The sequence below is a fragment of the Cupriavidus sp. SS-3 genome, from assembly GCF_035818815.1.
Classification (GTDB): domain Bacteria; phylum Pseudomonadota; class Gammaproteobacteria; order Burkholderiales; family Burkholderiaceae; genus Cupriavidus; species Cupriavidus taiwanensis_C.
On sequence record NZ_JAYLVT010000002.1, the window covers coordinates 474910 to 496285 of the forward strand.

Below are 21376 nucleotides of genomic sequence, written 5' to 3' on the forward strand. Positions count from 1 at the left end.
CCATGAAGCAAACGAAGCACGCCGGCGTGCTGGCGCTCACTGCACCTGCGCCACCGCAGGACTCGGCCAGCGTATTGGCCAAGGATGCCTACGCCGGCCGCGGTGGCCAGTATCTGTTTGACCCCGTCACCGGAGAGCGCCGACCCATCGCAGCCGCGGCGGCCATGGTGCCGGCCGATGACCAACCCATTGATCTCCCGAAGGAGCAAGCGACATGACGAAACGCCTGCGCAACTCTCTCATCCTCGCCAAGAACGAGGTCACGCCCGGCGTGGACCCGACCCCGACTGGCGCGGCCAATGCCATTCTGATCCGCAACATGACCTTGAGCCCGCTGCAGGGCGACACGGTCTCGCGGGACCTGATCCGGCCGTACCTTGGCAACAGCGAGCAACTGCTCGTCGGTGTACACAACCGCCTGGAGTTCGAGGTCGAGCTGGCGGGAAGCGGTACCGCCGGTGACGCGCCGGGTTGGGGCCCTGTGCTGCGCAGCTGCGGCTTCGCCGAGACCGTCACCGCGGGGACCGACGTCAAGTATGCGCCCGTCACCGACGACGTGGAAACGATCACGTTCTACGTGCTCATCGATGGCCTGTTCCACAAAATGACCGGCGCACTCGGCACGGTGCAGTTCGACATCTCGGCGAAGGCCATCCCGTTCATGAAGTTCGCTTTCGTGGGCGCCTACCATGATGTGGTCGACCAGGCGCTGCCGCCAAACATCGACTACACCAAGTTCCTGACGCCGCTGGTGGCCAGCAAGCAGAACACGCCGGCCTGGTCGCTGCATGGCAAGTCGAATTGCCTCCAGTCGCTCCAGATCGACATGGCGAACAGCACGCCCTGGCGATCGCTGATCGGCTGCGAGGGGACCGACCTGACCGACCGCAAGCCGACCGGCTCCGTCAGCATGGAGCTGGGCGCCGTTGCGGAGAAAGACTGGTGGAAAGCCATCCTCGATGGCACATCTGCGCCGTTGAGCATCACCCACGGCAAGACCGCGGGCAACATCGTCAAGCTCGATGCCCCCAAGGCGCAGCTCACCAATCTCCAGTACGCCGACCAGGAGGGCGTGCTGATGATGAACTCGCAACTCACGATCAACCCGAACGTCGGCAACGATGAGCTGGTGATCACGGTCAAGTAGACGCGGGCGCCCTGGCGCACGCACCATCCGGAGAGGGGCCGCTCGCGCGGCCCTTCGTCATTCTGTACAGGAGAAAAACTATGGCAATTCGTATCGGCGCGGCTACCAACTTCAAAGACAAGATTGAAGTCGACATGCGCAACGAGCGCGGCGTGGTGGAGCGCTCGACATTCTCCGCGACGTTTCGCCGGTGCAACCAGGAAGAGCTCGAGCAGCTCCGCGCCGAGTATGAAGAGGAAGTGCGGGATCTGCCGCCGGAAAAGCTCTGGCGCGCGCAGGCAAGCCAGCTGCGCAAGGTCCTCGTGACGATGGATGACCTGGTCGGCCCGGACAATCAAAGGGTTCCCTACGACGAAGACGCCCGGGACTACCTGCTCAGCATTCCCCACGTCTCGGCGGCGCTGTATGCCTCCTTCTGGATGAACTCGTGGGGCGACGGCAAGAAGCCGAAAGAAAAAAACTGATTGAGGCGGCGCGCTACTGGGCCGGCGATCGTCAGTCCTTTGTCGAGGGCAGCGACGCCGTCCAGCTCCTGCGGCAGGCCGGTGCGCCGGCGGGAATCATTGCCGAAGCAGAGCGTCTTGCGGCGGGCGACGACTTCGTGGTGTGGGAGGAGAACGCCGAGGCGTTCGTTCTGTTTACCGATGACCTGAGCACCCAGTGGCGACACGTCGGTGGCCTTGCCGGCGTGGTCCGAACCGGACTGGACTACGCCTCGGTACTGAGCCATCTGGAGTTCGCGGTCGACGGACGGGACCATCGTCGCGATCTGTATCGCCTTGTCCGCCTGATGGAGCGTGCCGCGCTTGATGTGTGGGCCGATCAACGCAACTAAATCCGCCACCGATTGTCTCGGGGGCAATCAATTACTGGATCGACAATGGCTGGGCTGGGGGATCTCGTCTTTCGCTTCCGGGCTGATGTTCGGGAGTTCCTGAGCGCGATCGATGAGGGCGGGAGCCGCCTGCAGGCGTTCGGTGCTGGCGGCAAGCGCGCCATGGACGTCGTGTCCAGCAGTGCGGAAGCGGCTACCGCGGCAGTCAAGGGGGCCACGGCAGCCGCGACAACCGCCGCGGTGGCGGTCGAGAGCGCGGGGCGGCGGGAAGCCGCTGCGGCGGCTGCGGCGGGCGATGCCATCGCGCGCCAGGCGGAGGCCGCGCGTGTGGGTGCCACCGCGCATCAGCAGGCAGCGGGCGCGGCGATGGCCTATATCGCGCGCCTGCAGGAGCAGGTGCAGACACTGGGCATGAGCACCCGCCAGATGATGGAGTTCAGGGCCGCCCAGCTCGGTGTGAGCCACGAGGCCAATCCCCTGATTGCCAAGCTGTTCGAAAGCAAAAAGGGCTTTGGCGACCTCGGCGTTTCCGCCGCGCAGACGGCCGCCGCCATGCGAATGGTGCCGGCGCAGATGACGGACATCATTGTCAGCCTGCAGGCGGGCCAGGCGCCGCTGACGGTGCTCATGCAGCAAGGCGGTCAGCTCAAGGACGCATTTGGCGGTGTGGTACCTGCAGCCAAGGCTCTCGGCGCTTACGTCGCTGGCCTGGTCAACCCTGCGACACTCGCGGCTGGCGCCGGCGCACTTCTGGCGACCGCCATGTATCAGGGGAGCCAGGAGGCCGGCACGTTCAGCAAAGCACTGATCCTGTCGGGCAACGCCGCCGGCACGACAGCGGACCAGATGGCCACCATGGCAGCAAAGGTGTCTAGCACCATCGGCACGCATAGCCAGGCCGCAGACACGCTGACCCAAATGGCACAAACCGGCAGGATTGCCGGGGAAGTCATGGTGGATCTCGGCGAGGCTGCGATTGCCATGAGCAAGGCCACAGGGAAGGGCATCGACGACACGATCAAGGAGTACGTCAAGCTGGCAGACGAGCCGGTGAAGGCCTCGGCTGCGCTGAACGAGCAATATCACTACCTGACCCTGTCGGTCTACAACCAGATCAAGGCCCTTGCCGAGCAGGGAAGGCAGGACGAAGCGGCGGCACTTGCACAACGCACGTATGCCAACGCCATGAAGGAGCGGGCTAACCAGGTACTGGAGAACCTCGGCTACATGCAGCGCGGCTGGAACGCGCTCAAGGGCGCTGCCCTGGGCGCGTGGGACGCTATGCTTGGCCTGGGCCGCGCTGCGACGTTGGGGGACGTCAAGAGCAAGATCGCGGCCACCATGCGTGAGATTGACGAGTTCGGCAACGGATTCGGATCCACTGACGGTGGCGCTGCCGTCGGCCGCGGCGGGCAGGGGCGGATCGCCGCGCTGAAGAAGCTGCAGGATGACCTGGCGGCGCTGCGTCAACAGGAAGCCGAGCTGGCGGGAAAGGCGGCCAAAGCGCAACAGGATGCGGCGAAGCAGGCGGACGAGGATGCCAAGATCCAAGCTCAGAACGCGATCGATGGCATGCGCAAGCAGATGCGGTCTCGCCAGGAGGTTCGCGCAGACGAGATCGCAGACATGGAGCGCCATGCCAAACGGCTGGGCCTGTCCGCAGCGGAGATTGTCAAACTGCGCGCGTCGATTGAGGCGAAGTACGCGGATCCCAAGGGATCAGCAACCGGGGCCGGCGCGCTGCGCAGGACGCTGACTGAAGAGATCGCCCTGTATGAGGGCTACCAGAAGCAGCTCGATGTCATCCTCAAGGGCGGCGAGCGTGCGCTGAAGAGCCGACGCGAACAAGGGTTGCTCGACGAGCTCGGCTATCTGGACGAGTTGCGCCAGCTGCGGGACAACGATCTGGTCGACCGTATGGCCGTGGTCGAGCTCGAGGCGGAGGCCGCACTGGGTAAGAAGCAGACGGCTGCGTACAACAAGTACATGGCCGAGCTGGCCGGCCTGCAGACCAAGCGCGTCGAGAACGAGCGCGCATATGTCGACCAGGTTGCGGAGCTGCAGGTGAAGCTGGAGCAGGCCTACCGCGACGGGATCGACAAGCAGGTAAAGTCGCTCCAGGAACAGACCGATGCGCTGAACCTCGAGAACGAAAACTACGGCAAGACCAAGGGCGAGCTGGCGGCCATTACCGCGGCGCGCTACGAAGAGTCGCTCGCGCTGCTGCAGCAGGGTCGCGCCCGTGCGCAGATGCTGGGCGGTACCGCCGAGGAGATCGCGTATTACGACCAGGCGATCGCCGGCGTGACCAAGCTCGCGCAGGCGCAACGCGACTACGCCATCGCGCTCACCAACAAGGAGGATAAAGACGCAGCTCGCAAGTCCGCCGAGGAAGCCGCCAAGAGCTGGCAGACGGCAGGGGACGACATCGAGCGAGCTTTGACGGACTCGCTCATGCGCGGCTTTGAGAACGGCAAGGGCTTTGGTGAGAATCTGATCGACAGCCTCAAAAATTTGTTCAAGACCACGGTGCTGCAGACGACAATCAAGGCGTTTGTTCAGCCAATTGTCGGCAACATGATGGGCGGCATCATGAACATGGCTGGCACGCTCCTGGGGAGCGGCTCCGGGGGACTTGGCGCGGTGGGGAACGCTTTGGGCTTCGCCAGCAATGCAACCAATCTCTGGAGCGCATTCACCAGCGGGCAGGCCGGCGTCGGCATTGGCGCAGGACTGTCCAGCATCGGCAGTTTCTTGGGCTCCCAGACCCTTACCGGCTTTGGCCAGGGTCTCGCACTGAACCCCTACACGGCATCCGCACTGGCGGATACCGCCAATGCAGTCGGTATGGGGAACTTCGCGTCTGGCCTGCAGGCAGGATCCTATGTCGCACCGGCAGTGAACTTCATCGGTGGTGTGGGTGCCGGTTATGGTCTGGGCTCCCTTATCTCCGGCAACTACGCGGCGATCGGCAATTCCCAGGCCTGGGCGTCGGGCGGCGGCGCTGCAGCCGGCGCTGCCATCGGCTCCATTGTCCCAGGTTTGGGCACGCTGCTCGGAGGCGTGATCGGCGGCGCGATTGGCGGGGTGGTCAATCGCATGTTCGGCCGCGGGCCTAAGGAGCTCCAGAGTGCCGGCATCGAGGGGCGCTTCACTGGCGCTGGCTTCAGCGGCGGCCAGTATGCCGACTACAAGCAGAAGGGCGGATGGTTCCGCAGCGACCGGTACAGCAGCGAGTCGAAACCATTCAGCGATAAGGAGTTCAGCGCTATCCAGACCGAGTTTTTCGGGATGGTGGACATCTTCAAGGGTCTCAACGCTGTCTCGAATCGTTGGGAGATGGATAGTCGCCTTGGCATGTTCGACTACTCGATTCGCAATGACTGGCGCAGTGAAGAGAATCGCAAGAAGTCGTGGGGCGATCTGGGTGACGCGCTTGCCGAGAACATGATTCCAGGCATCGCTGCGTTCCGGGAGGAGGGAGAGAACCTGGTGCAGACCGCACTGCGTCTGACCGATATCTTCAAGTCGACCAACGTGGTCGCGGAAGCCCTCGGCAAGAACCTGGACGCCGCCTTCGGCATCGGCGGCATCGGCGGCGCCGCGAAGCGCGAGGCAATGGTCGACGCCGCCGGCGGTACCCAACAGCTCGGCGCCATCACCTCGGCTTACATGGAGGCAGCGTTCTCCGAACAGGAGAAAATTACCTTTGCCGCAAAGCAACTGGGCGATCAGTTCGCTGCGCTTGGGTTCTCGATGCCTCAGAGCACGGCGCAGCTGCGGGAGTGGATTGAGCAACAGGATTTGTCCCGTGAGAACGAGGCTCAACATGCCGTGGCGCTCATGGCTCTGACGCCGGCGTACAAGCAACTCGAAGACGCCATGCGGAGCCTTAATGGCACCGTGGTGGAAGCCCGCACCGGAATTGCCGATGTCGAGCACATTCTGCTGACGGACCAGCAGAAGCAGGAAAACCGCATCCGCTCGATGCGGGAAGAGCTGGACAAGCTCGGCCTGTCCAGCATTACCACGCGCGAGGGCCTGCTGGAGTACGCGCGCGGCCTGGACCGGAACAGCGAAGCCGGCGAGCGGGCGTATCAGGCGCTGGTGCGGGTCGCACCCGCGTTTCTTGAGGTAGAGGCCGCCGCCGCCCAGGCCGCCGCCGCCGCTGAAGCGGCAGCTGCCCGCACGCGCGAACTGACTGACGGCTACTTCAGCCGGTTCAAGTCGCCCGCTGAGCAACTGGGGCGGCTGCAGGAGCAGCTCGCCGCCGAGTTTGCCAAGCTCGGGCATGCGCTGCCGATGAGCGCGGGCGCCTACACCCAGCTCGTCGACAGTATCGACACCAGCACGGAAAGTGGGCGCAAGCTGAAGGATGGGCTGATGGCGCTTGCGCAACAGATGTCGACGTTCCTGCAGCAGGTGCAGGCGCAGGGAAAGCAACTCGGCACTGGCTTGGCAGACGTAATGGCGCAGCAGATGGCAGCGGTCGAGGCGCTGCGCGGTAAGGTGTCCGCGCTGGCAGCGGAGGCGCAGGCCGCGCTGCAGCTGCGTGGCAATGCCCGGTCGTTGCTTTCCCAGATCAGTGGTGCACTAGGTCAGGCAGGCGGCACCGCGGGCCGCAAGGACCAGCTGTGGGGGATGCTCAACTCGGGAATTTCCCCGCAGCAGCAACTCGACATTGCTAGCGAGCTGTTCGGTCTGATCACCCAGGTGGCTGCCGTCGACACGTCGGCGGCCCAGGAACTGATGTCGGGAGCCCAGGCAGCAGCGAGTGCGGCCAACTCTCAGCTGAGCGCTGCGAAGGCCCTCGAGGATGCCGGCCGCAGGCTGCACGACTGGGTGCAGAGCCTGAAGACAGGGAACCTGTCGCCCCTCACCATGGGCGAGAAGGTGGCTGAAGCGGCACGACAGTACCAGCAGACCCTTGCGGCGGCGCAGGCTGGCGACCAGACAGCTCTGGGCAACCTGCAGGCGGTGGCCAGCAGCTATCTGGAGCTCGCGCGCACCTACTACGCCAGCAGCGACCAGTACACCGCAATCTTCAACCAGGTCACCGGTGCGGTGGACGCTCTCGGGACGGGCTTGATGAGCCAGGGCAGCAGCCAGGCGGCCGCAGCGCAAGCTCAGCTCGATGCCGCTAACAAGCAGATCGAAGTCGCCCAGGGACAGCTCAATGCGGCCCAGCAGCAGACAGGCCTGTCCCAGGCGCAGCTGGACGAACTGGCACGGCTGCAGACGTTCGTGCAGGGCGTGGAGTCGGCTGCAGATGCGAACTACCTGGACCTGACCGGCAAGCTGGCCAGCGAACTCGGCGTGCTGCAGGCTATGGAGAAGGCGTTGGGGCTACAGGCGACCGTGCCCGGCTTGCTGGCAGGTTTGCCGGCGGAGCTGGCGGCCGCGCTGCAGCCGCTGATCAACGCGGCGAGCGGCAGCACGAAGTACGCCAATGAGCTCTACCAGCAGTATCTCGGTCGGCCGGGAGACAAGGCCGGCGTTGACTACTGGGCCCAGCAGCTTGCCGAGGGTACGCGCACGGTCGACGACTTCATGTGGGGCGCCTACGAGGAGCAGATCAAGAAGGCCTACAAGGACGTGCTGGGCAGGGAAGCGGATGCGTCAGGCCTGCGGTTCTACGTACAGCAGATGCAGGGCGGCAAGCCGATCGGCGAGATCGTGAAAGAGCTCGAATGGGCGAAGGCCAACGGTAGCCATGCCGACGGTCTGGCCAGCGTGCCGTTCGATGGCTACCGGGCGATTTTGCACGCCGGCGAGCGCGTGCTGACGGCTGAGGATAACCGGATCTTTTCCGGAATCGACTGGCGGCAGTTTGGGCGGGGGGATGGCGCGCTGCAGGCGCTGGTGGGAGAGCTGCGCTCCGTCAAGGAGGAAGTCGCCAAGCTGCGCGCTCAGCAGAAGAAGGAGCATGACGACAGCGTCCGATCGAATCGCGAGAGCGCCGCGGCAATTGCGGAAGCGTCCAGGGAAGCAACGAAGGAAGCGGCGCAGGTCGCCGCGACACGCCAGTTCAAGCCAGTATGACGACTAAAGCAGAAATTGAGCAGTGGCTGCGGCGGGACGACCGGAATCCGGTCTTCCTCGTCGAGGTCAACGTGCGCGCCGGCGGAGCGGAAGTGACTCGGTACCTCTCCAATCGGCCTTATGTGACCGGCCCCGCCGAGGTTCCGGCCAATACAGCGTACTTGCCGTGCATCTCCGGTGGCGTCAAGGCTGCAGAGCGGCTCGCCTTGGATGGCTTTGACGGGCCAGCGACGAGTGGGTCCGTGAGCGTTGCGACAGCATCCTTTGCCCTGGCGAATGCCGACGGGCGTTTGGACGGTTGGTTGGCCGATGTATGGGCGAACCGACAGATCCGCGTGTTCGTGGGCGATGCGCGATGGCTGCGTAGCCAGTTCTATCTGCTTTTCGACGGCATCGTCGCCGATCTGGATCCCACGGACAGGGGCGAGCTGACTCTTCGCATGCTCGACAAGCTGCAGCGGCTGAACGCGCCGCTGTCCGAGGTGAAGCTGACGAGCGGCCAGAACAAAGATGCGCTCATCCCCCAGGTTCTGGGGGAGTGCCACAACGTGGAACCGCTCCTGGTGAGCGAAGCGACGCACAACTATGCGGTGAACCCTTACCAGTGCGAGCGGCTGATCGAAGTGCGCGACAACGGCGCGCCGGTGAGCTTCACCCCCCAGTTGGCGAATAGCCAGTTTACGCTGAACCAGTCCCCTGCGGGGCAGATCACGGCGAGCGTCCAAGGCGACCGGCAGGGCGGGACGTACGCCAGGGATGCCGCCGGCATCGTGCAGCGCCTGGTGACCATGTTTGGCAAGGCTTCGGAGCGCTTCACTGCAGCGGATCTCGATGCGGCCAATCTCATGGCCTTCGCTGCGGCCAATCCGCAGACGATCGGGCTGTACGTCAAGGACCGGATGAACGTTCTGGAGGCCTGCCGGCAAGTTGCCGCAAGTGTCGGGGCTCAGATCCTGATGTCCCGGGCAGGACTCCTGCGGCTGGTGCGCCTGGCGCTGCCGCCCGCGGGGCAGGCGCGTGTGATCGGGCCAGCTGACTACAAGGAGGGCAGTCTTCGCCCGAAGGCTCGCAGCACCGTGCGTGCCGGCGTGAAAGTGGGCTACTGCCGCAACTGGACGCAGCAAACCAATCTGCAGACAGGCATTCCGGAGGCTCACAAGACGCTGTATGCCCAGGAATGGCTGGTCGCTACGGCGAGCGATTCGGGCGTGGCCACCCAGTACCGATTGCACAGCGATCCGGAGCAAGAGGACACGCTGCTCCAGATCCGAGCAGAGGCGCAGGCCGAGGCCGATCGCCGGCTGGCGCTATGGAAGGTTCCGCGACACGTGTACCAGATGCAATGCAACGCGAGCTTCCTGACCCTGGAGCTCGGCGAGCCGGTGACTGTCTACAACAGCCGGTTCGGTTTGGCTGGAGGAAAGACGGGCTTGGTGGTTGGCATCGAGTCTGACTGGCTGAACGGGGAAGCGATGGTTGAGGTTTTGATCTGATGGCTACCATTGTCAATGATCGCGATGTGTTGCTGCAGGCCGCGTCACCGCGGGTCATGCCCACCACGCTCCCGGGCAACGTGACGGTTCCGCCTGGCCAACTAGGCAACGGGCAGCTGCCGGGCGGCGTTACTGTGCCGCCAGGAAACCTCAGCTCTGGGGCGTTGCCGGGCAGCGTCTCGGTACCGGCGCTTAGCGTCACTGGCACGCTGCAGACGTACCAACTCAGTGCTGCCGTTGTCACCACGGCTAACCTGAGCGCTCAGAACATCAGCGCCAACCAGATCGTCTCCGGGACCATCAGCACGTCGCGCCTGGCTTCCGATGTAATCACGGCCGGGAATCTATCGGCACAGAACATCTACGCAAGCCAGGTTGTCGCAGGCTCGTTCGCGGGGAAGACCTTCACCGGAGGGACCTTCAGCGGCGTCTCGATCATCGGGTCCGCCACGATCCAGATTCCGAACTGTGTCGAGTTCTACCAAAACCGCGCTGCCTTCGATGTGGGCCTTTTCTGCAACATGGGCGCCATCTTCGTTGGCCAGTCGGGGCAACCGAACACGTCGACGGAGGGCGCGAACGGCATCCTGATGATCGCGGGCTACAACTTTCAGTCTTCCGGCTACGTCGCCATGATGGGACGTCCGCAGAACAACAAAGCGACCCTTACGGTCGAAGCCGTGCCCGGCACGAGCGACGCGCATGCTGCTCGTTGCATGCGGCGCAATGCCGTCGGCGGCACCATCACAGCATCAGGCATCGTAGCCACGGTCGGCGGCAACTCGTTCTATTCCGAGACCGGCACAGTCGGTCCATTCACGGCCAGCCATGATGCGCTTGTGCGCAAGGAAACCCCGACAGAGCAGGGCATGGTGCTCGAGGACCTGGTCTGCGTCCGCAAGCGCGGAATATCAGACGCGATCTTCGAGGTGCGCCCTGTGCAGGGCACCACGAGCAGGAGGCGGGCCGGGGTGGTGAGTCATCGTGCTCCCCTCGATGAATCGTTGCCTGCGGCGCTTATCGAGGATTTCGATGCGGACGGCAAGCCGATTCCTGTCCGCTCCTACGCTGAGCTTTGCGAGCGGTACGACCTGGTGAAAATGAATGCCGTTGGTGAGGGCCAGGTGCTCGTGTGCGGTGCCAACGGCGATATCACGCAAGGCGAGTTCATTACATCGTCCGGCCTGCCGGGTATCGGCATGCGCCAGGATGGCGATGGCCTCATGGCCTACACGATCGCGCAGGCGCGCGAGTCCATTCATTTCGATTCGCCAACAGACGTCCGTCTGGTGGCGTGCTACTACCACTGCGGCTAGGAGGCCTACATGCAACGCACCCAACAGATGGCAAACCTGCAAGTCCACCTGGATAACCAGTTCATGCCGGCGCCTTTCGGTCAGGGCGTGACCATGAGCGTCGTGCAAGTGGTGACGGACCCCCAGGGCCGCATTGTCGGCCAGCCGGCGCATCAGGTGCAGGCGGTGGTGCCTGATGACATCACGCAGGAACTGCTGGCCGCGCTGAATGACAAGCTGGGCGCGGTTGGACTGAGGCTGGAGCGCTTGGATGCCTAACCTGCGAATCGTTCACGACAACGCCGCCGACAGGGCAGCTATCGTCGCGTCGAGTACCGCGGGCGGGCTGGTGGCAGCAAACCTGCAGAATGACACGCTTGGCCTGGTACATCGATCGGCCGGTACCAGCGTAACTTACACGCTGACTTGGCCCCAACTTGAAGCTGTGGGCTGTGTGGCGTTGCCGGGCTGCAACTTGTCGCCCAACGCTGAAATCCGGGTGCAGGTCTTCGACGCCGCGGCAGGGGGCGAGCTGCTGGTCGACACCGGTTGGCGGTATGCGTGCCCCGGTGCGATGCTCGGCGAGTGGGACTGGTCTCAGCCGCTTTGCGTCAACGCCGCCAGCTCGCACGGGCTGTCGAAGGCGTCGATCTGGTTCGAGGCAGTTGCCGGCCGCCGAATGATCGTAGATCTGCGAGATCCAGAGAACGCGGCCGGCTTCCTCGAGGTGGTGCGGCTGATCGCCGGCGGCTACTTCGAGCCGCGCTGGAACGCGTCGTTCGGGGCCGCGGTGACGCACTCAGACAGTACGCGCAACACGACGGCCGAGTCGGGGGACATCTGGTCGGATCCCGGCACTCGTCTGACCGCCCTCCGCTTCGACCTGGCGTGGCTTGGCACTTCTGACAGGGCCCATGTGGCTGAGATTCTCAGGCGCGCGGGCACGCGACGTTGGTTGTTCGTCAGCCTCTATCCGGAGTGGGATGATGTGCTGCTCGAGCAGGACAACATGGTCTACGGGAAGCTCAAGCAGGTGCCAGGCGTCGGGCATGGTTCCCCGACGCTCTATTCAACGCAGTTCGACATTGAGGGATGGTGATGGCGGGACCGTTCTACGTCAAAATGCTAGGGCCTCACGCGGTCCGCTGGTTGAACAACCTTTGGGATCGTGTGACGGAGCAGATCTCGGGCACCAGTGCGTCGGACCTCACGATCGGCACCGGCACACAGAACCTTATTACGCAGGCGAGCAAGCAGTTTGCCGTCGGCATGCCGGTGCGTATCACACGCACGAGCGACGTCACGCAGTGGATGGATGGTCAGGTGTCGGCCTACGACGCCGAGACTGGCGATATGTCGGTCCTGGTTGCCGCCACCTCAGGCGCAGGGACGTTCTCCAACTGGACGATCAGCCTGTCCGGCCAGAGTGGGCCGGCCGGAGCCGTCGGGGATAAGGGTTGGAGCCCGGTGATCGCGGTGATCGTCGACGGCGCACGCCGCGTCATGCGCGTGATCGACTGGGCCGGTGGGCAGGGCGCCAAGCCGTCATCCGGGGCCTACGTCGGCGCCGCGGGCCTGGTGGCCGATATCGCGCAGGCCGTGGATATTCGCGGCCCGCAGGGCGACGTCACGGCTGCCCTAGAGGCGTTGCGCGATCAGGTGGAGCTCGATGCGCAGGGCGCAGCGGATGCCGCACTGGCTGCTGGCCAATCCGCCCAGCTGGCTGGTCAGCGTGCACAGGCCGCCGATGAGGCAGCCGGTGCAGCGGCCGCCAGTGCCTCGTCTGCTGGCGACAAAGCGGATGAGGCGGCCGCCAGCGCGGAGACGGCCGCGGCGAGGCGCGACGAAGCTGTCCAGGCAGCCACGGATGCCGGGCAGGCGAGGGCAGATGCTGATACCGCGCGCGACCAGGCAGTTGCGGCAAAGGGTGATGCGGTTGCGGCAAAGGGCCAAGCCGAGGCGGCGCGGGACGCCGCGCAGAACTACGCGGCGGCACTGGCGGGATCCTCGGTGACGCCGCTGGTTCCAGGTGCCGGCCCTGCGGTGTTCGCCACCCAGGCGGGCAAGGCCTGGACGCTTGGTCAGCGCCTGCGCGCGGCGAGCGACGACGGGTCCGTGTTCGTCGAAGGGCCGGTCTCCGCCTACGCCGGCACGAGCCTGACTCTGGCGGTGGAGTACTTCGTCGGCGCAGTCGAGCATGCCGACTGGAACATCGCTCTGGTCGGGGGGCGCGGTGCACAGGGTGTCCCAGGCCTGGTCTCGCGTGGCCCATGGGCGGCGGCGGCGGCCTACGCCGTCGGGGATCTCGCCACAGACGACGGTGCCACCTGGGAGCGCATCGTGGCAGGTACCACGCCAACGAACCCGGCCGCGGATCCCGTCAACTGGCGGGTGTTCGCTCGGCGCGGGATCGACGGCTCCGGGTCAGTGGTGTCGGTTCAAGGCATTGCGCCGGACGGCGGTGGCGACGTCACGCTGCCCGAGGCGACTGCCGCTGCAGCTGGCCTGATGCCCGCGGCGGACAAAGGCAAGCTCGATGGCGTGGCTGCGGGGGCGACGGCCAACGCGGCGGATTCGCACCTGCTGGATCGAGCAAATCACACCGGAGAGGAGCCGATCAGCGCGGTGACTGGATTGCAGGCCGCGCTGGACGGCAAGATCCCGCTCGCGGAGAAGGGTGCAGTCGGTGGCGTTGCAACGCTTGATGGCGGCGGCAAGGTGCCTGCGGCGCAGCTGCCAAGCTTCGTGGATGATGTCCTCGAGTACGCCAGTCAAGCCGCATTTCCGGTCGTCGGTGAGAGCGGAAGAATCTATGTTGCGCTTGACACGAACAAGACCTATCGCTGGTCTGGATCCGCCTACGTCGAGATCAGTGCGAGTCCGGGCAGCACAGATGCGGTCCCCGAAGGGGCGATGAACCAGTACTTCACAGCCGCACGCGTGCGCGCCGCTGTGTTGACCGGACTGTCGACGGCGGTCAACGCTGCAATCGCGGCGACCGACACAATGCTGGCGGCGCTGGGCAAACTGCAGCGGCAGATCACCGACAACGCGGCGGCTGCCGCGAACGCGAGCAACCTGACCAGCGGCTCGCTGGATGATGCGCGACTGCCGTCTGTGATGACCGGGAAGCAGCTGACGAGCATGAGTGAAACGTCGACCGCGCCGGCTATCAGCGGCGGGACGCTGGTGCTTGACTGCAGCGCTGGCAACCAGTTCACGGTCTCGCTGAACGCCAACATCACCACGCTGACAATCGCGAATCCGCCGGCGGCTGGTAAGAGTTACGCCATGGACCTGGAATTCGTTGCAGATGGCACTGCGCGCACGATTGCGTGGCCAGGTACCGTGAAGTGGCCGGGGGGCACGTCCCCTTCACTCACTGCAGCCAACGGCAAGGCAGATGTGTTCGTGCTGCGCACTCGTGATGGTGGCGCAACCTGGCGCGCCTTCAAGGCAGGGCAGAACTCATGAGTACGAAGATGCTGATGATGTGTGGTGCGCAAGAAGCTGCGCCAGGCCAGGTGGTCTTCGAATCCACCACAACGGGCGGCTTTGATGGTTATAGCTGGACCGTCCCGGATGGTGTCACGCATGTTTGCGTTGCAGCTGTGTCGCCTGGGGGTAATGGGGGTGATTGGGGCGGCTCGACTGCGACAGGAGGCAAAGGTGGCGATTTTGGCTGGGCAAACGAAATCCCTGTTACTCCAGGCACAAAGATCATTGTCCAATTTTCATCCAGTGGGGCGCAGATCTACAGTCGCGTCTCGCTGCCGAACGGTGCTGGCGATCTCTACGTGTATGCAGGGCAGGCGAGCGTTAAATCGGGAGCGTTCAGTTCGGCCACGGTCTACAGCGGCGGCAGCAGTGCCTCGTACTCGTTCGGTGGTGGAGGCGGAGGCGCAGGTGGCTACACAGGTGCAGGCGGCAACGGACAGGGTAGCGGCAGCGGCACGGCGGGCGGGGGCGGCGCCGGAGGCGGGGGCGGGCGCGAGTATGGGGGAGGTGGCGTCGCCTTGAGAGGCCAAGGGCCGAACGGCACCTATTCAAGTGGTTCGCCCGGTGGAGGCGGGTCCGGCGGATCCGCTGGCATCGGCAAGAACGGCGGCAACTACGGTGGGGGCGGCGCTGGAGGGCGCAACGGCAGCACGGATGGCGGTGTAGGTGGCAAGGGCGCTGTGCGCATCCTGTGGGGAGGTGGGCGCTCCTATCCAAATAACGCTGCGGACCTTTGAGGACACGACATGCACTACGTGAAGATTGAAAACGGCCAACCGGCCGGCCCAATCATCAACCAGCACCAACTTCGACATCAGCTGCCGGCGGGAATCTCGTTTCCAGTGGTGATTCCGGGCGAGCTGGCGGCGGAGTATGGTTTTGTTCCGGCGATGGATATGGCACAGCCCACCGTCGGACTGCTCGAGTCCGTCGAGGATGCAGGCTTCAAGCTGGTTGACGGTACCTATTACCAGACTTGGTCGATCGCCATGGTTGGCTCACTGGAGGCGGCGCAGGCCATCGCCATCGAGGCGATCGAAGCGCTGGCCAAGAGCAAGCGCGATGCAGTGGTTTCCAACTACAGCCCGGCAGAGATGGCATCTTGGGGCATCAAGCGTTGGGAGGCGGTCACGTATCAGGATACACAAGACCCAAGCCGATCGCCGAATCTGGCGATGGAGGCGCAGGTGCGAGACATCCCCTTGGTCGAGCTGGTGGCGAAGGTGTTGTCCAAAGCGGCGGCCTTGTCCAAACTTGAAGCAGGCATTGCGGGCACGTGTGGGCGAAAGCAGGACGCGGTGCGCGGTTGCACAAGCGTCCCGGAGGTCAAGGCACTTTGCGACGAGATTGAGGTGGGGTGGCCGGTCTGAGCTGGCGCTCGCAGCCGTTTTCCTCACAACTGTGGTCCCATAACATCCGGTGCACTGCGGAAAGCGCGGCCTGTTCTGTCGGGTATGGGGTACTAAATACCAGGGTGTAACCTCGGATGGGCCATTCGACGATCCAACCATTCGGCGTCCTTTTCGCCTTCGCGTTTCGGAAGCTCTTTCTCACGTCCGTGTTGCTCCAATTCCTGCTGCCGTGTCGGCATGGGAGCAGTTTCGGCGCGAGGTATTACGGCACGCCATAGGTAACTGCTGGAATTGTCACCAAGGAATTGGAGAGGTAATCTCGCGAGCTGGTGTTGACGCCGACCACGACTAGCCTACAAAGAGCCAGGCAGCCGGGGGGGAAGCCTGGCATTCGGGCAAAGCTCGAGGGGAGGACCCCGAACGCACTGACTGTAGTCCGACAGCCATAAGTTTCTGTGATGCAGATCACAAGCCGCTTCGTGCGGCTTTTTTTTGTGCCCGCCGCATGCGGGCTTTTTCATTTGACGGGGAATACATGCCGGATAACGCAAACCATGTCAGCCGGGAAGAGTTCGAGCAGCTGGTCGGTGAGGTAAAGGCTCTTAAGGAAAGCGTGGCGGAGAACACCGAGTGCACGCGCAGGACGGAAGCCAACACACAGGGACTGGTCGAGCTGTTCGATGCCCTCTCCGGTGGATTCAAGGTCATCGCCTGGCTTGGGCGGGCTGCAAAGCCCATCGGCTACATCGCGGGCGCGCTGGCGGCGGTCATTGGCTTGTGGACGGCCATCAAGGGAGGCGGAATCAAATGAGCAAGGCCAAATTGATCGCGCTGGTCGGCGCGCCAACGGCGGCTTGGCTGCTCGCCATCACGCCTCAGCTTGAGGGCAAGGTGCTGCGCGGGTACAGGGACCCAATCGGCATTGTCACCGCTTGCTCGGGACACACGAAGACCGCCGTGCTTGGCAGGCCATACACGGAGGCCGAATGCGAAAAGCTACTTGTCGATGATCTCATCGAGCATGCAGAGCCGGTGCTCGCTTGCACGCCGGGACTGAAGGGACGGCCCTGGCAACTGGGGGCGGCCATAAGCTTCGCGATCAACGTGGGCGCCGGTGCCTACTGCGACAGCGCGACGGCGGCGCGATTCAACGCTGGGAACTTCCGCGGGGCCTGTAAGGCGATGAACGAGAGTGACAGCGGACGGCCTCAATGGGTAACCGCACGCGGTAAGGTGCTGCCCGGCTTGGTCAAACGTCGTGCGATTGAGCGCAGTGTTTGTGAAAGGGGGCTGCCATGAGGTCCGCGATCTACGCGGCAGTGGGTGCGCTGGCGTTGGGGCTGGTGCTGGGCGTCTTCGGCTCGGCGTCCTGGTACACCCCCCGCCTGGAGCTGGCCAGAAAGAGCCAGAAGGATGCCGAGGGGAAGCGGGATCTAGCCGTGGGGGCTAACAAACAGTGCTCGATTGACCTGGGCAAGGCCGACAAGGCTGTTAAGGATTTGAAGCAGGAAGCCGCTGAGCGTGCCAGGCAGGCCGCGTCTGCCGTGGCCGCAGCGGAAGAGCGTGCTGCGGTGTACGAGCGGCGGGCCGGCGACTTAGCCCGCCGGCCGCCGGCCAGGCCGAAAGACCTATGCGGCTCGCTCGACGAGCTGCTGACCGAGGCAATCAAAGAGCGGAGGGCCGGACGATGAAGCGCATCTGGGAAATTTCGAAAGGACAAACGCTTGGAGGGTTGACGGCACTCGCGATGCTTGCTGGCTGCGCCAGCACGCCCGGGGCCATCACTCAGACGCGGACTGTGGAGATACCCGTGGGCGTGCCCTGTCGGGTGTCATTGATTGAGCGGCCAGCCTGGGCGCTTGACCAAGTGGATCCGGCCGCCGATGTCTACACGAAGGGGCAAGCCGCGCTGGTTGAGCTCGAGCAGCGCCGAGCTTACGAGCAAAAGCAGCAGGCGGCGATCGCCGCCTGCCAGTAATCGCAAGACGGGGGGACTAAGCTTCGCTGAAATTGCTTCGCTGCCTGACTTGACCGTCGCGGCCGTGGATCAAGAGTTCCGCTTGCCTCTGCTGCGCCTTCCTAGCTCCCTCAGCGATAGCGTCCTCAAGGGTCCGAAACGTCTCGCGGCCGTGACCACCGTCAGCCACAACGGCCCAGCGGTCCCCGGCCAAAACTATATGCACGTGCTTGCGCGGCATGGTTAGCTCCTGAGCGCCATAGGCCAGTCTAGTCCGAGAACTGGTATGTACGGTACCGAACAGAAACACATTGCCTCAGCCCTTGATGTTGCGGGGGGCGTGCCCAAACGAGTTGCGCTCCCGGATCTGCCCATCGCGGCCGTGGATCAGCAGCTCGACCTTATCTTGCTTTGCCTTCTCGGTTCCTGCAGCGATCGCTTCTTCCTGGCTGGGGTAGTGCGTGGTCGCGCCATCGGTGCCTTCAACCGCGACCGCCCAGCCCTGGTCGCCGGCGGGCAGGACGTGGATATTTTTTCCTGGCATGGCTGTCTCCTGGCTGTTGATGAAGCCAGTCTGTGCCCGCCATGCAGCCGCCGCTATCAGGCGCCGTCCGACAAAAGAAAAGCCCTCGGCCGGGTGGCGAGGGCATCAAGTTTGGGTGGGGCAATCGCGGATGACGCCCAAAAAAATGTTCGCAAACCGCCTGGCGTTTTCGAACCCCACCTATTGGTGGTGTTGCTACGGTGCCACGCGAAGCCGCCAAAGCGGCTAAAGCTGCAGTTGAGCACCGGCAGTCAACGGTGGCTCTTTCGGGCGCCTCATGATCGGCGCCGGCTCGGTGGCCATCGCCTCCGCCGTGAAGAGGCTCATGAAGGCTCCCTGCCTAATCGGAATGGAGGCGTGCGGCGGTGCACACCATTGGGCCAGGCAGTTGACGAAGGTGCGCCATCAGGTGATGGCTGATGCCAGCGGAGTTCGAACCCAACTGGGTGTAGGCATCATCGTCGGCAAAGCGCGACCACAGCCGCTCAGTTACCAGTTGCGCTCAGCTCTTGCCGGTGATGCGCCGCAGCGCCCATGCCACCGCTTCCGGCGAGCCGTTCTGGTAGTACCAGACGCCGCCCCCCTCGCCCGCATCGCGCCCGCCGGTGGCGTGAACGGTTCGCGCGACTTCGGGGTCGCGGCACGCCAGCCATTCGTCCCACTGCTGCCGCGGCACGATGACCACCGACCTCTTTTCCTTGCCGGGGGCGTGCATCCGGCTCATGACGGGGTGCTTTTCCGCGTTGACGGTCAGCATGGTGAACGAGTAGGCACCGTCGGGCCAGTCTCGCCACAGTCCCGCGATGCGAAGGCGGGCTCGTCAGGCAGCCAGATTGCGAGGATTGACCGTCTTCGGCCAACAAAGGTCATTCGATAAACGACATGCGAACGACCGAGATGAGGTCGATAACGGTCGGCTTCGTACAGATAACCGTACCATCCGTGGTTGGTAAGCAAATAAGCCGAAAGGCAGGCAAGGCCCGAACGAAGCGAGACATTGCTAGCCGTTTGTAACCCGCGCTCAGAACCGATGCCGCATGCCCACCGCCACCGCCGTCATGCTGCGATGGCCACTACCAAGGAAATACCCGTTGGCAAAGCTCACCGCCGAGGTATCGAAGTTAATGCCGGCGTGCTGGACGTAAGCCGTGGTCAGATAAACATCGGTCCGCTTAGACAGGCTGTAGTCGGCGATGAAGCTCACTTGCCAGGGGTTCTTCACATTGCTGCCGCCAAGCGTCTTGACGTCGTCGTAGTAGTACGCAAGCGTCAGGTCAAGATTGGAGGTAGCACGGTAGTTGATGCCGGCCCAGTAGTAGTCGTCACGCACGATAGTCGCGCCGTTGGTCGACGTGTTGAGCCCCCAGCGATAGCCGCCCATCAGCTTGACCGGGCCGGTGCGGTAGCTGAGCGCGGCACCGGCCTTGCGGAAGTTGCCGACGGCGCCGCCGGCCCCCAGAGTCGGGTTGTAGCGGTTGAACGCCAGCGCCGCGCCGAAGCCACCGGCAAAGTAGTTGAGGCCCGCGCCATAGCCCGTATCCCGGCGCGATTGGCCCGCGACCTCGCCGGCGCCGAACACGCCGTTGCCGGGCGAATAGTTGCCGATGGCGGTCAAGCCCCCGAACGCGCCCGTGTACTTGACGTTGTTGTCCGAGCGAAAGTCCAGGCCAAGCTGCGCCGCGATCGGCTCATACTGGGTCGAATAGCTGCTGGGCGAGAAGTTGGAGAAGGCATCGAAGATCGACGTGTACTGGCGCCCGAAGGTCAGCCGGCCGGCGCGCTCGCTCAGCAGGCCAACGAAGGCCTGGCGGCCGAACAGCCGGCCGGATTGCGTCTGCCGGCCGTCGTCGATGCCGAAGCCGTTCTCCAGCACGAACACCGCCTTGAGGCTGCCGCCCAGGTCCTCGGTGCCACGCAGGCCCCAGCGCGAGCCAGACAAGCCGCCGGAGCCCAGCGCCACGCGGCTATGCCCCGGCCCCGGAAAGCCCGCCTGCGTGGGCAGCATCGTCGACAGGTGATTGACGTATTCGATGTTGGCATCGGCCAGGCCATACAGCGTCACGTTCGCCTGCGCCGTGCCGGCCAGCATGGCCAGCGCCGCCGGCAGCATTAGATTCTCAAGCTTGATCTTCATGGTCTCCATCCTGTGTCGTTGTGGTTGGTCATCGCCACGGCGAAGGTGCCGATGGCTGGATTGCGGACTGCACAAGCGTGCGAGGCTTGCCGGACAGCAACGGTCCGGCATTGCGCGGCCGCAGGCGCGCAGTTGTCCTCCGCACGCCTCGGCGGCGTGCGTGAGAGGTAAGTCAGGGGGATTTGCCGGGCCCTGCCCGGCGTGGATCAGCGGCTGACCGCGCGATGGACCGCGAGCGCCGCGGCCACCATGGCCTCGGCGGATTTCATCGCGCGCGCCGGATCGTCGCGCTTGCGCACCCCGGCGGCGCTGGTCGCGCGCGCGGCGCCATCGGGGCTGGCGGAGAACTTCACCACAGTCAGCCCCTTGGCCGGGTTGATATAGATCTTCTGCCCAAAGCGTCCGCTGGCCTCGATACTGCCGTCGCCGTCGTTGCGCTGGAAGCAGTAGTTGCGATAGCCGTAGCCATCGCGGCCCGGCATGGAATTCCCGCGCGCAAAGCGGGCCTGGTTGCCGGCCGGCTGCAGCGCGATACGTACCGCCCCGGCGAGATCCCGCCCGAGGCATCGGCCTCCGCCGCCCGGCGCACCGCCTCGGCAAACCGGGCAGCGTCGCGCAGCGTGGAATTTATGCCGCCGCTAGCCATTTCCGTGCCCTGACGGTCGTGGCCGGGCCCGAGTTCGGGGTCGACATGGCCATCCTCGACCTCGATCTCCACGGCGAACCCACGGTATGCACTGGCGGATGCGCTTTCGACCCGGGGGGTGCGATGCGTCTTCGCCACGGGCGCAGAAGGTGGCACTGGCGCCCTGCGTCTCCCAAGGGAAATCCGCACGTTGCTGGTGGGCTGTCCGTAGCCGGACTCCTGGCACTATCGGGGGCTGCCTGGCCACCCACCAGTCACAACAGCGCCAACAAGGCAGGGACGCAAACCAGGCTGCCAAACAGGAAGCGCGCGGGGGCAAGGTCGACTGCCGGGCAGCAAACCAGAAGAGCAACTCCCAGTGACTGCAAGACAAGCGCGACACGAAGCAGGAGGGGCGCCAGGAGAAACGGGACATCAAGGTACCCAGGAATGG

General features: G+C 64.5%; 19 protein-coding genes and 1 pseudogene. 15 read left to right on the plus strand and 5 right to left on the minus strand.

The genetic code is table 11. The features are described from left to right. The first annotated feature begins 2 nt into the window (after nt 1–2). The 15 genes from U9J39_RS05610 (at nt 3) to U9J39_RS05680 (ending at nt 17640) form a co-directional block, all read left to right on the plus strand. Complete coding sequence (locus U9J39_RS05610; protein WP_326346699.1) at nt 3–218, plus strand: hypothetical protein; 216 nt, start codon at nt 3–5, stop codon at nt 216–218. Then, nucleotides 215–1147, plus strand: coding sequence for a phage tail tube protein (locus U9J39_RS05615; RefSeq protein ID WP_326346700.1), 933 nt, complete (start codon nt 215–217; stop codon nt 1145–1147). The genes U9J39_RS05610 and U9J39_RS05615 overlap by 4 nt, the downstream gene beginning before the upstream one ends. A gap of 80 nt (nt 1148–1227) precedes the next feature. Then, nucleotides 1228–1611 (plus strand): hypothetical protein, encoded by a 384-nt coding sequence (locus U9J39_RS05620; RefSeq protein ID WP_326346701.1) that lies wholly within the window; start codon nt 1228–1230, stop codon nt 1609–1611. Further along, nucleotides 1575–1982 (plus strand): DUF1799 domain-containing protein, encoded by a 408-nt coding sequence (locus U9J39_RS05625; protein WP_326346702.1) that lies wholly within the window; start codon nt 1575–1577, stop codon nt 1980–1982. The genes U9J39_RS05620 and U9J39_RS05625 overlap by 37 nt, the downstream gene beginning before the upstream one ends. Before the next feature lie 45 nt (nt 1983–2027). Further along, complete coding sequence (locus U9J39_RS05630; protein ID WP_326346703.1) at nt 2028–8024, plus strand: phage tail length tape measure family protein; 5997 nt, start codon at nt 2028–2030, stop codon at nt 8022–8024. Then, complete coding sequence (locus U9J39_RS05635; RefSeq protein ID WP_326346704.1) at nt 8021–9517, plus strand: hypothetical protein; 1497 nt, start codon at nt 8021–8023, stop codon at nt 9515–9517. The genes U9J39_RS05630 and U9J39_RS05635 overlap by 4 nt, the downstream gene beginning before the upstream one ends. Next, on the plus strand, nt 9517–10833 hold the full coding sequence (locus U9J39_RS05640; RefSeq protein WP_326346705.1) for a hypothetical protein: 1317 nt from the start codon (nt 9517–9519) through the stop codon (nt 10831–10833). The genes U9J39_RS05635 and U9J39_RS05640 overlap by 1 nt, the downstream gene beginning before the upstream one ends. Nucleotides 10834–10842: 9 nt before the next feature. Continuing rightward, complete coding sequence (locus tag U9J39_RS05645; RefSeq protein WP_326346706.1) at nt 10843–11091, plus strand: hypothetical protein; 249 nt, start codon at nt 10843–10845, stop codon at nt 11089–11091. Continuing rightward, on the plus strand, nt 11084–11911 hold the full coding sequence (locus U9J39_RS05650) for a hypothetical protein (protein ID WP_326346707.1): 828 nt from the start codon (nt 11084–11086) through the stop codon (nt 11909–11911). Before U9J39_RS05645 ends, U9J39_RS05650 begins: the two co-directional genes overlap by 8 nt. Nucleotides 11912–11982: 71 nt before the next feature. After that, nucleotides 11983–14286 (plus strand): hypothetical protein, encoded by a 2304-nt coding sequence (locus tag U9J39_RS05655; RefSeq protein WP_326346708.1) that lies wholly within the window; start codon nt 11983–11985, stop codon nt 14284–14286. 770 nt (nt 14287–15056) lie between these two features. Further along, the gene (locus tag U9J39_RS05660) at nt 15057–15680 is read left to right on the plus strand and encodes a hypothetical protein (RefSeq protein WP_326346709.1); all 624 of its coding nucleotides are present in this window, start codon (nt 15057–15059) and stop codon (nt 15678–15680) included. A 517-nt stretch (nt 15681–16197) separates the two neighbouring features. Then, complete coding sequence (locus tag U9J39_RS05665; protein WP_062798388.1) at nt 16198–16473, plus strand: hypothetical protein; 276 nt, start codon at nt 16198–16200, stop codon at nt 16471–16473. Continuing rightward, entirely contained in the window at nt 16470–16961 is a 492-nt protein-coding gene (locus U9J39_RS05670) for a lysozyme (RefSeq protein WP_326346710.1), read from the plus strand. The genes U9J39_RS05665 and U9J39_RS05670 overlap by 4 nt, the downstream gene beginning before the upstream one ends. Then, on the plus strand, nt 16958–17353 hold the full coding sequence (locus tag U9J39_RS05675; protein WP_326346711.1) for a hypothetical protein: 396 nt from the start codon (nt 16958–16960) through the stop codon (nt 17351–17353). The genes U9J39_RS05670 and U9J39_RS05675 overlap by 4 nt, the downstream gene beginning before the upstream one ends. Beyond that, the gene (locus U9J39_RS05680; protein WP_326346712.1) at nt 17350–17640 is read left to right on the plus strand and encodes a hypothetical protein; all 291 of its coding nucleotides are present in this window, start codon (nt 17350–17352) and stop codon (nt 17638–17640) included. Before U9J39_RS05675 ends, U9J39_RS05680 begins: the two co-directional genes overlap by 4 nt. 16 nt (nt 17641–17656) lie before the next feature. Here U9J39_RS05680 and U9J39_RS05685 read toward each other — a convergent pair whose 3' ends face one another. From U9J39_RS05685 to U9J39_RS05705, 5 genes and pseudogenes are all read right to left on the minus strand, one after another. After that, nucleotides 17657–17860, minus strand: a complete 204-nt coding sequence (locus U9J39_RS05685) for a DUF2188 domain-containing protein (RefSeq protein ID WP_326346713.1) — start codon at nt 17858–17860, stop codon at nt 17657–17659. A 75-nt stretch (nt 17861–17935) separates the two neighbouring features. After that, the gene (locus U9J39_RS05690) at nt 17936–18163 is read right to left on the minus strand and encodes a DUF2188 domain-containing protein (protein ID WP_326346714.1); all 228 of its coding nucleotides are present in this window, start codon (nt 18161–18163) and stop codon (nt 17936–17938) included. A gap of 616 nt (nt 18164–18779) precedes the next feature. Then, a pseudogene (locus tag U9J39_RS05695) lies at nt 18780–18997 on the minus strand (SOS response-associated peptidase family protein); the annotation flags it as partial. 187 nt (nt 18998–19184) lie between these two features. Next, nucleotides 19185–20297 carry a porin gene (locus U9J39_RS05700; protein WP_326346715.1) on the minus strand — a complete coding sequence of 371 codons (1113 nt, stop codon included), beginning with the start codon at nt 20295–20297 and terminating at the stop codon, nt 19185–19187. Nucleotides 20298–20503: 206 nt separating this feature from the next. Then, entirely contained in the window at nt 20504–20779 is a 276-nt protein-coding gene (locus U9J39_RS05705; protein ID WP_326346716.1) for a hypothetical protein, read from the minus strand. Nucleotides 20780–21376 lie beyond the last annotated feature (597 nt).

Coding starts and splice junctions, on each gene's coding strand:
- U9J39_RS05610 (WP_326346699.1), top strand. CDS start 3: ATGAAGCAAACGAAGCACGCCGGCGTGCTGGCGCTCACTGCACCTGCG.
- U9J39_RS05615 (WP_326346700.1), top strand. CDS start 215: ATGACGAAACGCCTGCGCAACTCTCTCATCCTCGCCAAGAACGAGGTC.
- U9J39_RS05620 (WP_326346701.1), top strand. CDS start 1,228: ATGGCAATTCGTATCGGCGCGGCTACCAACTTCAAAGACAAGATTGAA.
- U9J39_RS05630 (WP_326346703.1), top strand. CDS start 2,028: ATGGCTGGGCTGGGGGATCTCGTCTTTCGCTTCCGGGCTGATGTTCGG.
- U9J39_RS05635 (WP_326346704.1), top strand. CDS start 8,021: ATGACGACTAAAGCAGAAATTGAGCAGTGGCTGCGGCGGGACGACCGG.
- U9J39_RS05640 (WP_326346705.1), top strand. CDS start 9,517: ATGGCTACCATTGTCAATGATCGCGATGTGTTGCTGCAGGCCGCGTCA.
- U9J39_RS05645 (WP_326346706.1), top strand. CDS start 10,843: ATGCAACGCACCCAACAGATGGCAAACCTGCAAGTCCACCTGGATAAC.
- U9J39_RS05650 (WP_326346707.1), top strand. CDS start 11,084: ATGCCTAACCTGCGAATCGTTCACGACAACGCCGCCGACAGGGCAGCT.
- U9J39_RS05660 (WP_326346709.1), top strand. CDS start 15,057: ATGCACTACGTGAAGATTGAAAACGGCCAACCGGCCGGCCCAATCATC.
- U9J39_RS05665 (WP_062798388.1), top strand. CDS start 16,198: ATGCCGGATAACGCAAACCATGTCAGCCGGGAAGAGTTCGAGCAGCTG.
- U9J39_RS05670 (WP_326346710.1), top strand. CDS start 16,470: ATGAGCAAGGCCAAATTGATCGCGCTGGTCGGCGCGCCAACGGCGGCT.
- U9J39_RS05675 (WP_326346711.1), top strand. CDS start 16,958: ATGAGGTCCGCGATCTACGCGGCAGTGGGTGCGCTGGCGTTGGGGCTG.
- U9J39_RS05680 (WP_326346712.1), top strand. CDS start 17,350: ATGAAGCGCATCTGGGAAATTTCGAAAGGACAAACGCTTGGAGGGTTG.
- U9J39_RS05685 (WP_326346713.1), bottom strand. CDS start 17,860: ATGCCGCGCAAGCACGTGCATATAGTTTTGGCCGGGGACCGCTGGGCC.
- U9J39_RS05690 (WP_326346714.1), bottom strand. CDS start 18,163: ATGCCAGGAAAAAATATCCACGTCCTGCCCGCCGGCGACCAGGGCTGG.
- U9J39_RS05700 (WP_326346715.1), bottom strand. CDS start 20,297: ATGAAGATCAAGCTTGAGAATCTAATGCTGCCGGCGGCGCTGGCCATG.
- U9J39_RS05705 (WP_326346716.1), bottom strand. CDS start 20,779: ATGCCGGGCCGCGATGGCTACGGCTATCGCAACTACTGCTTCCAGCGC.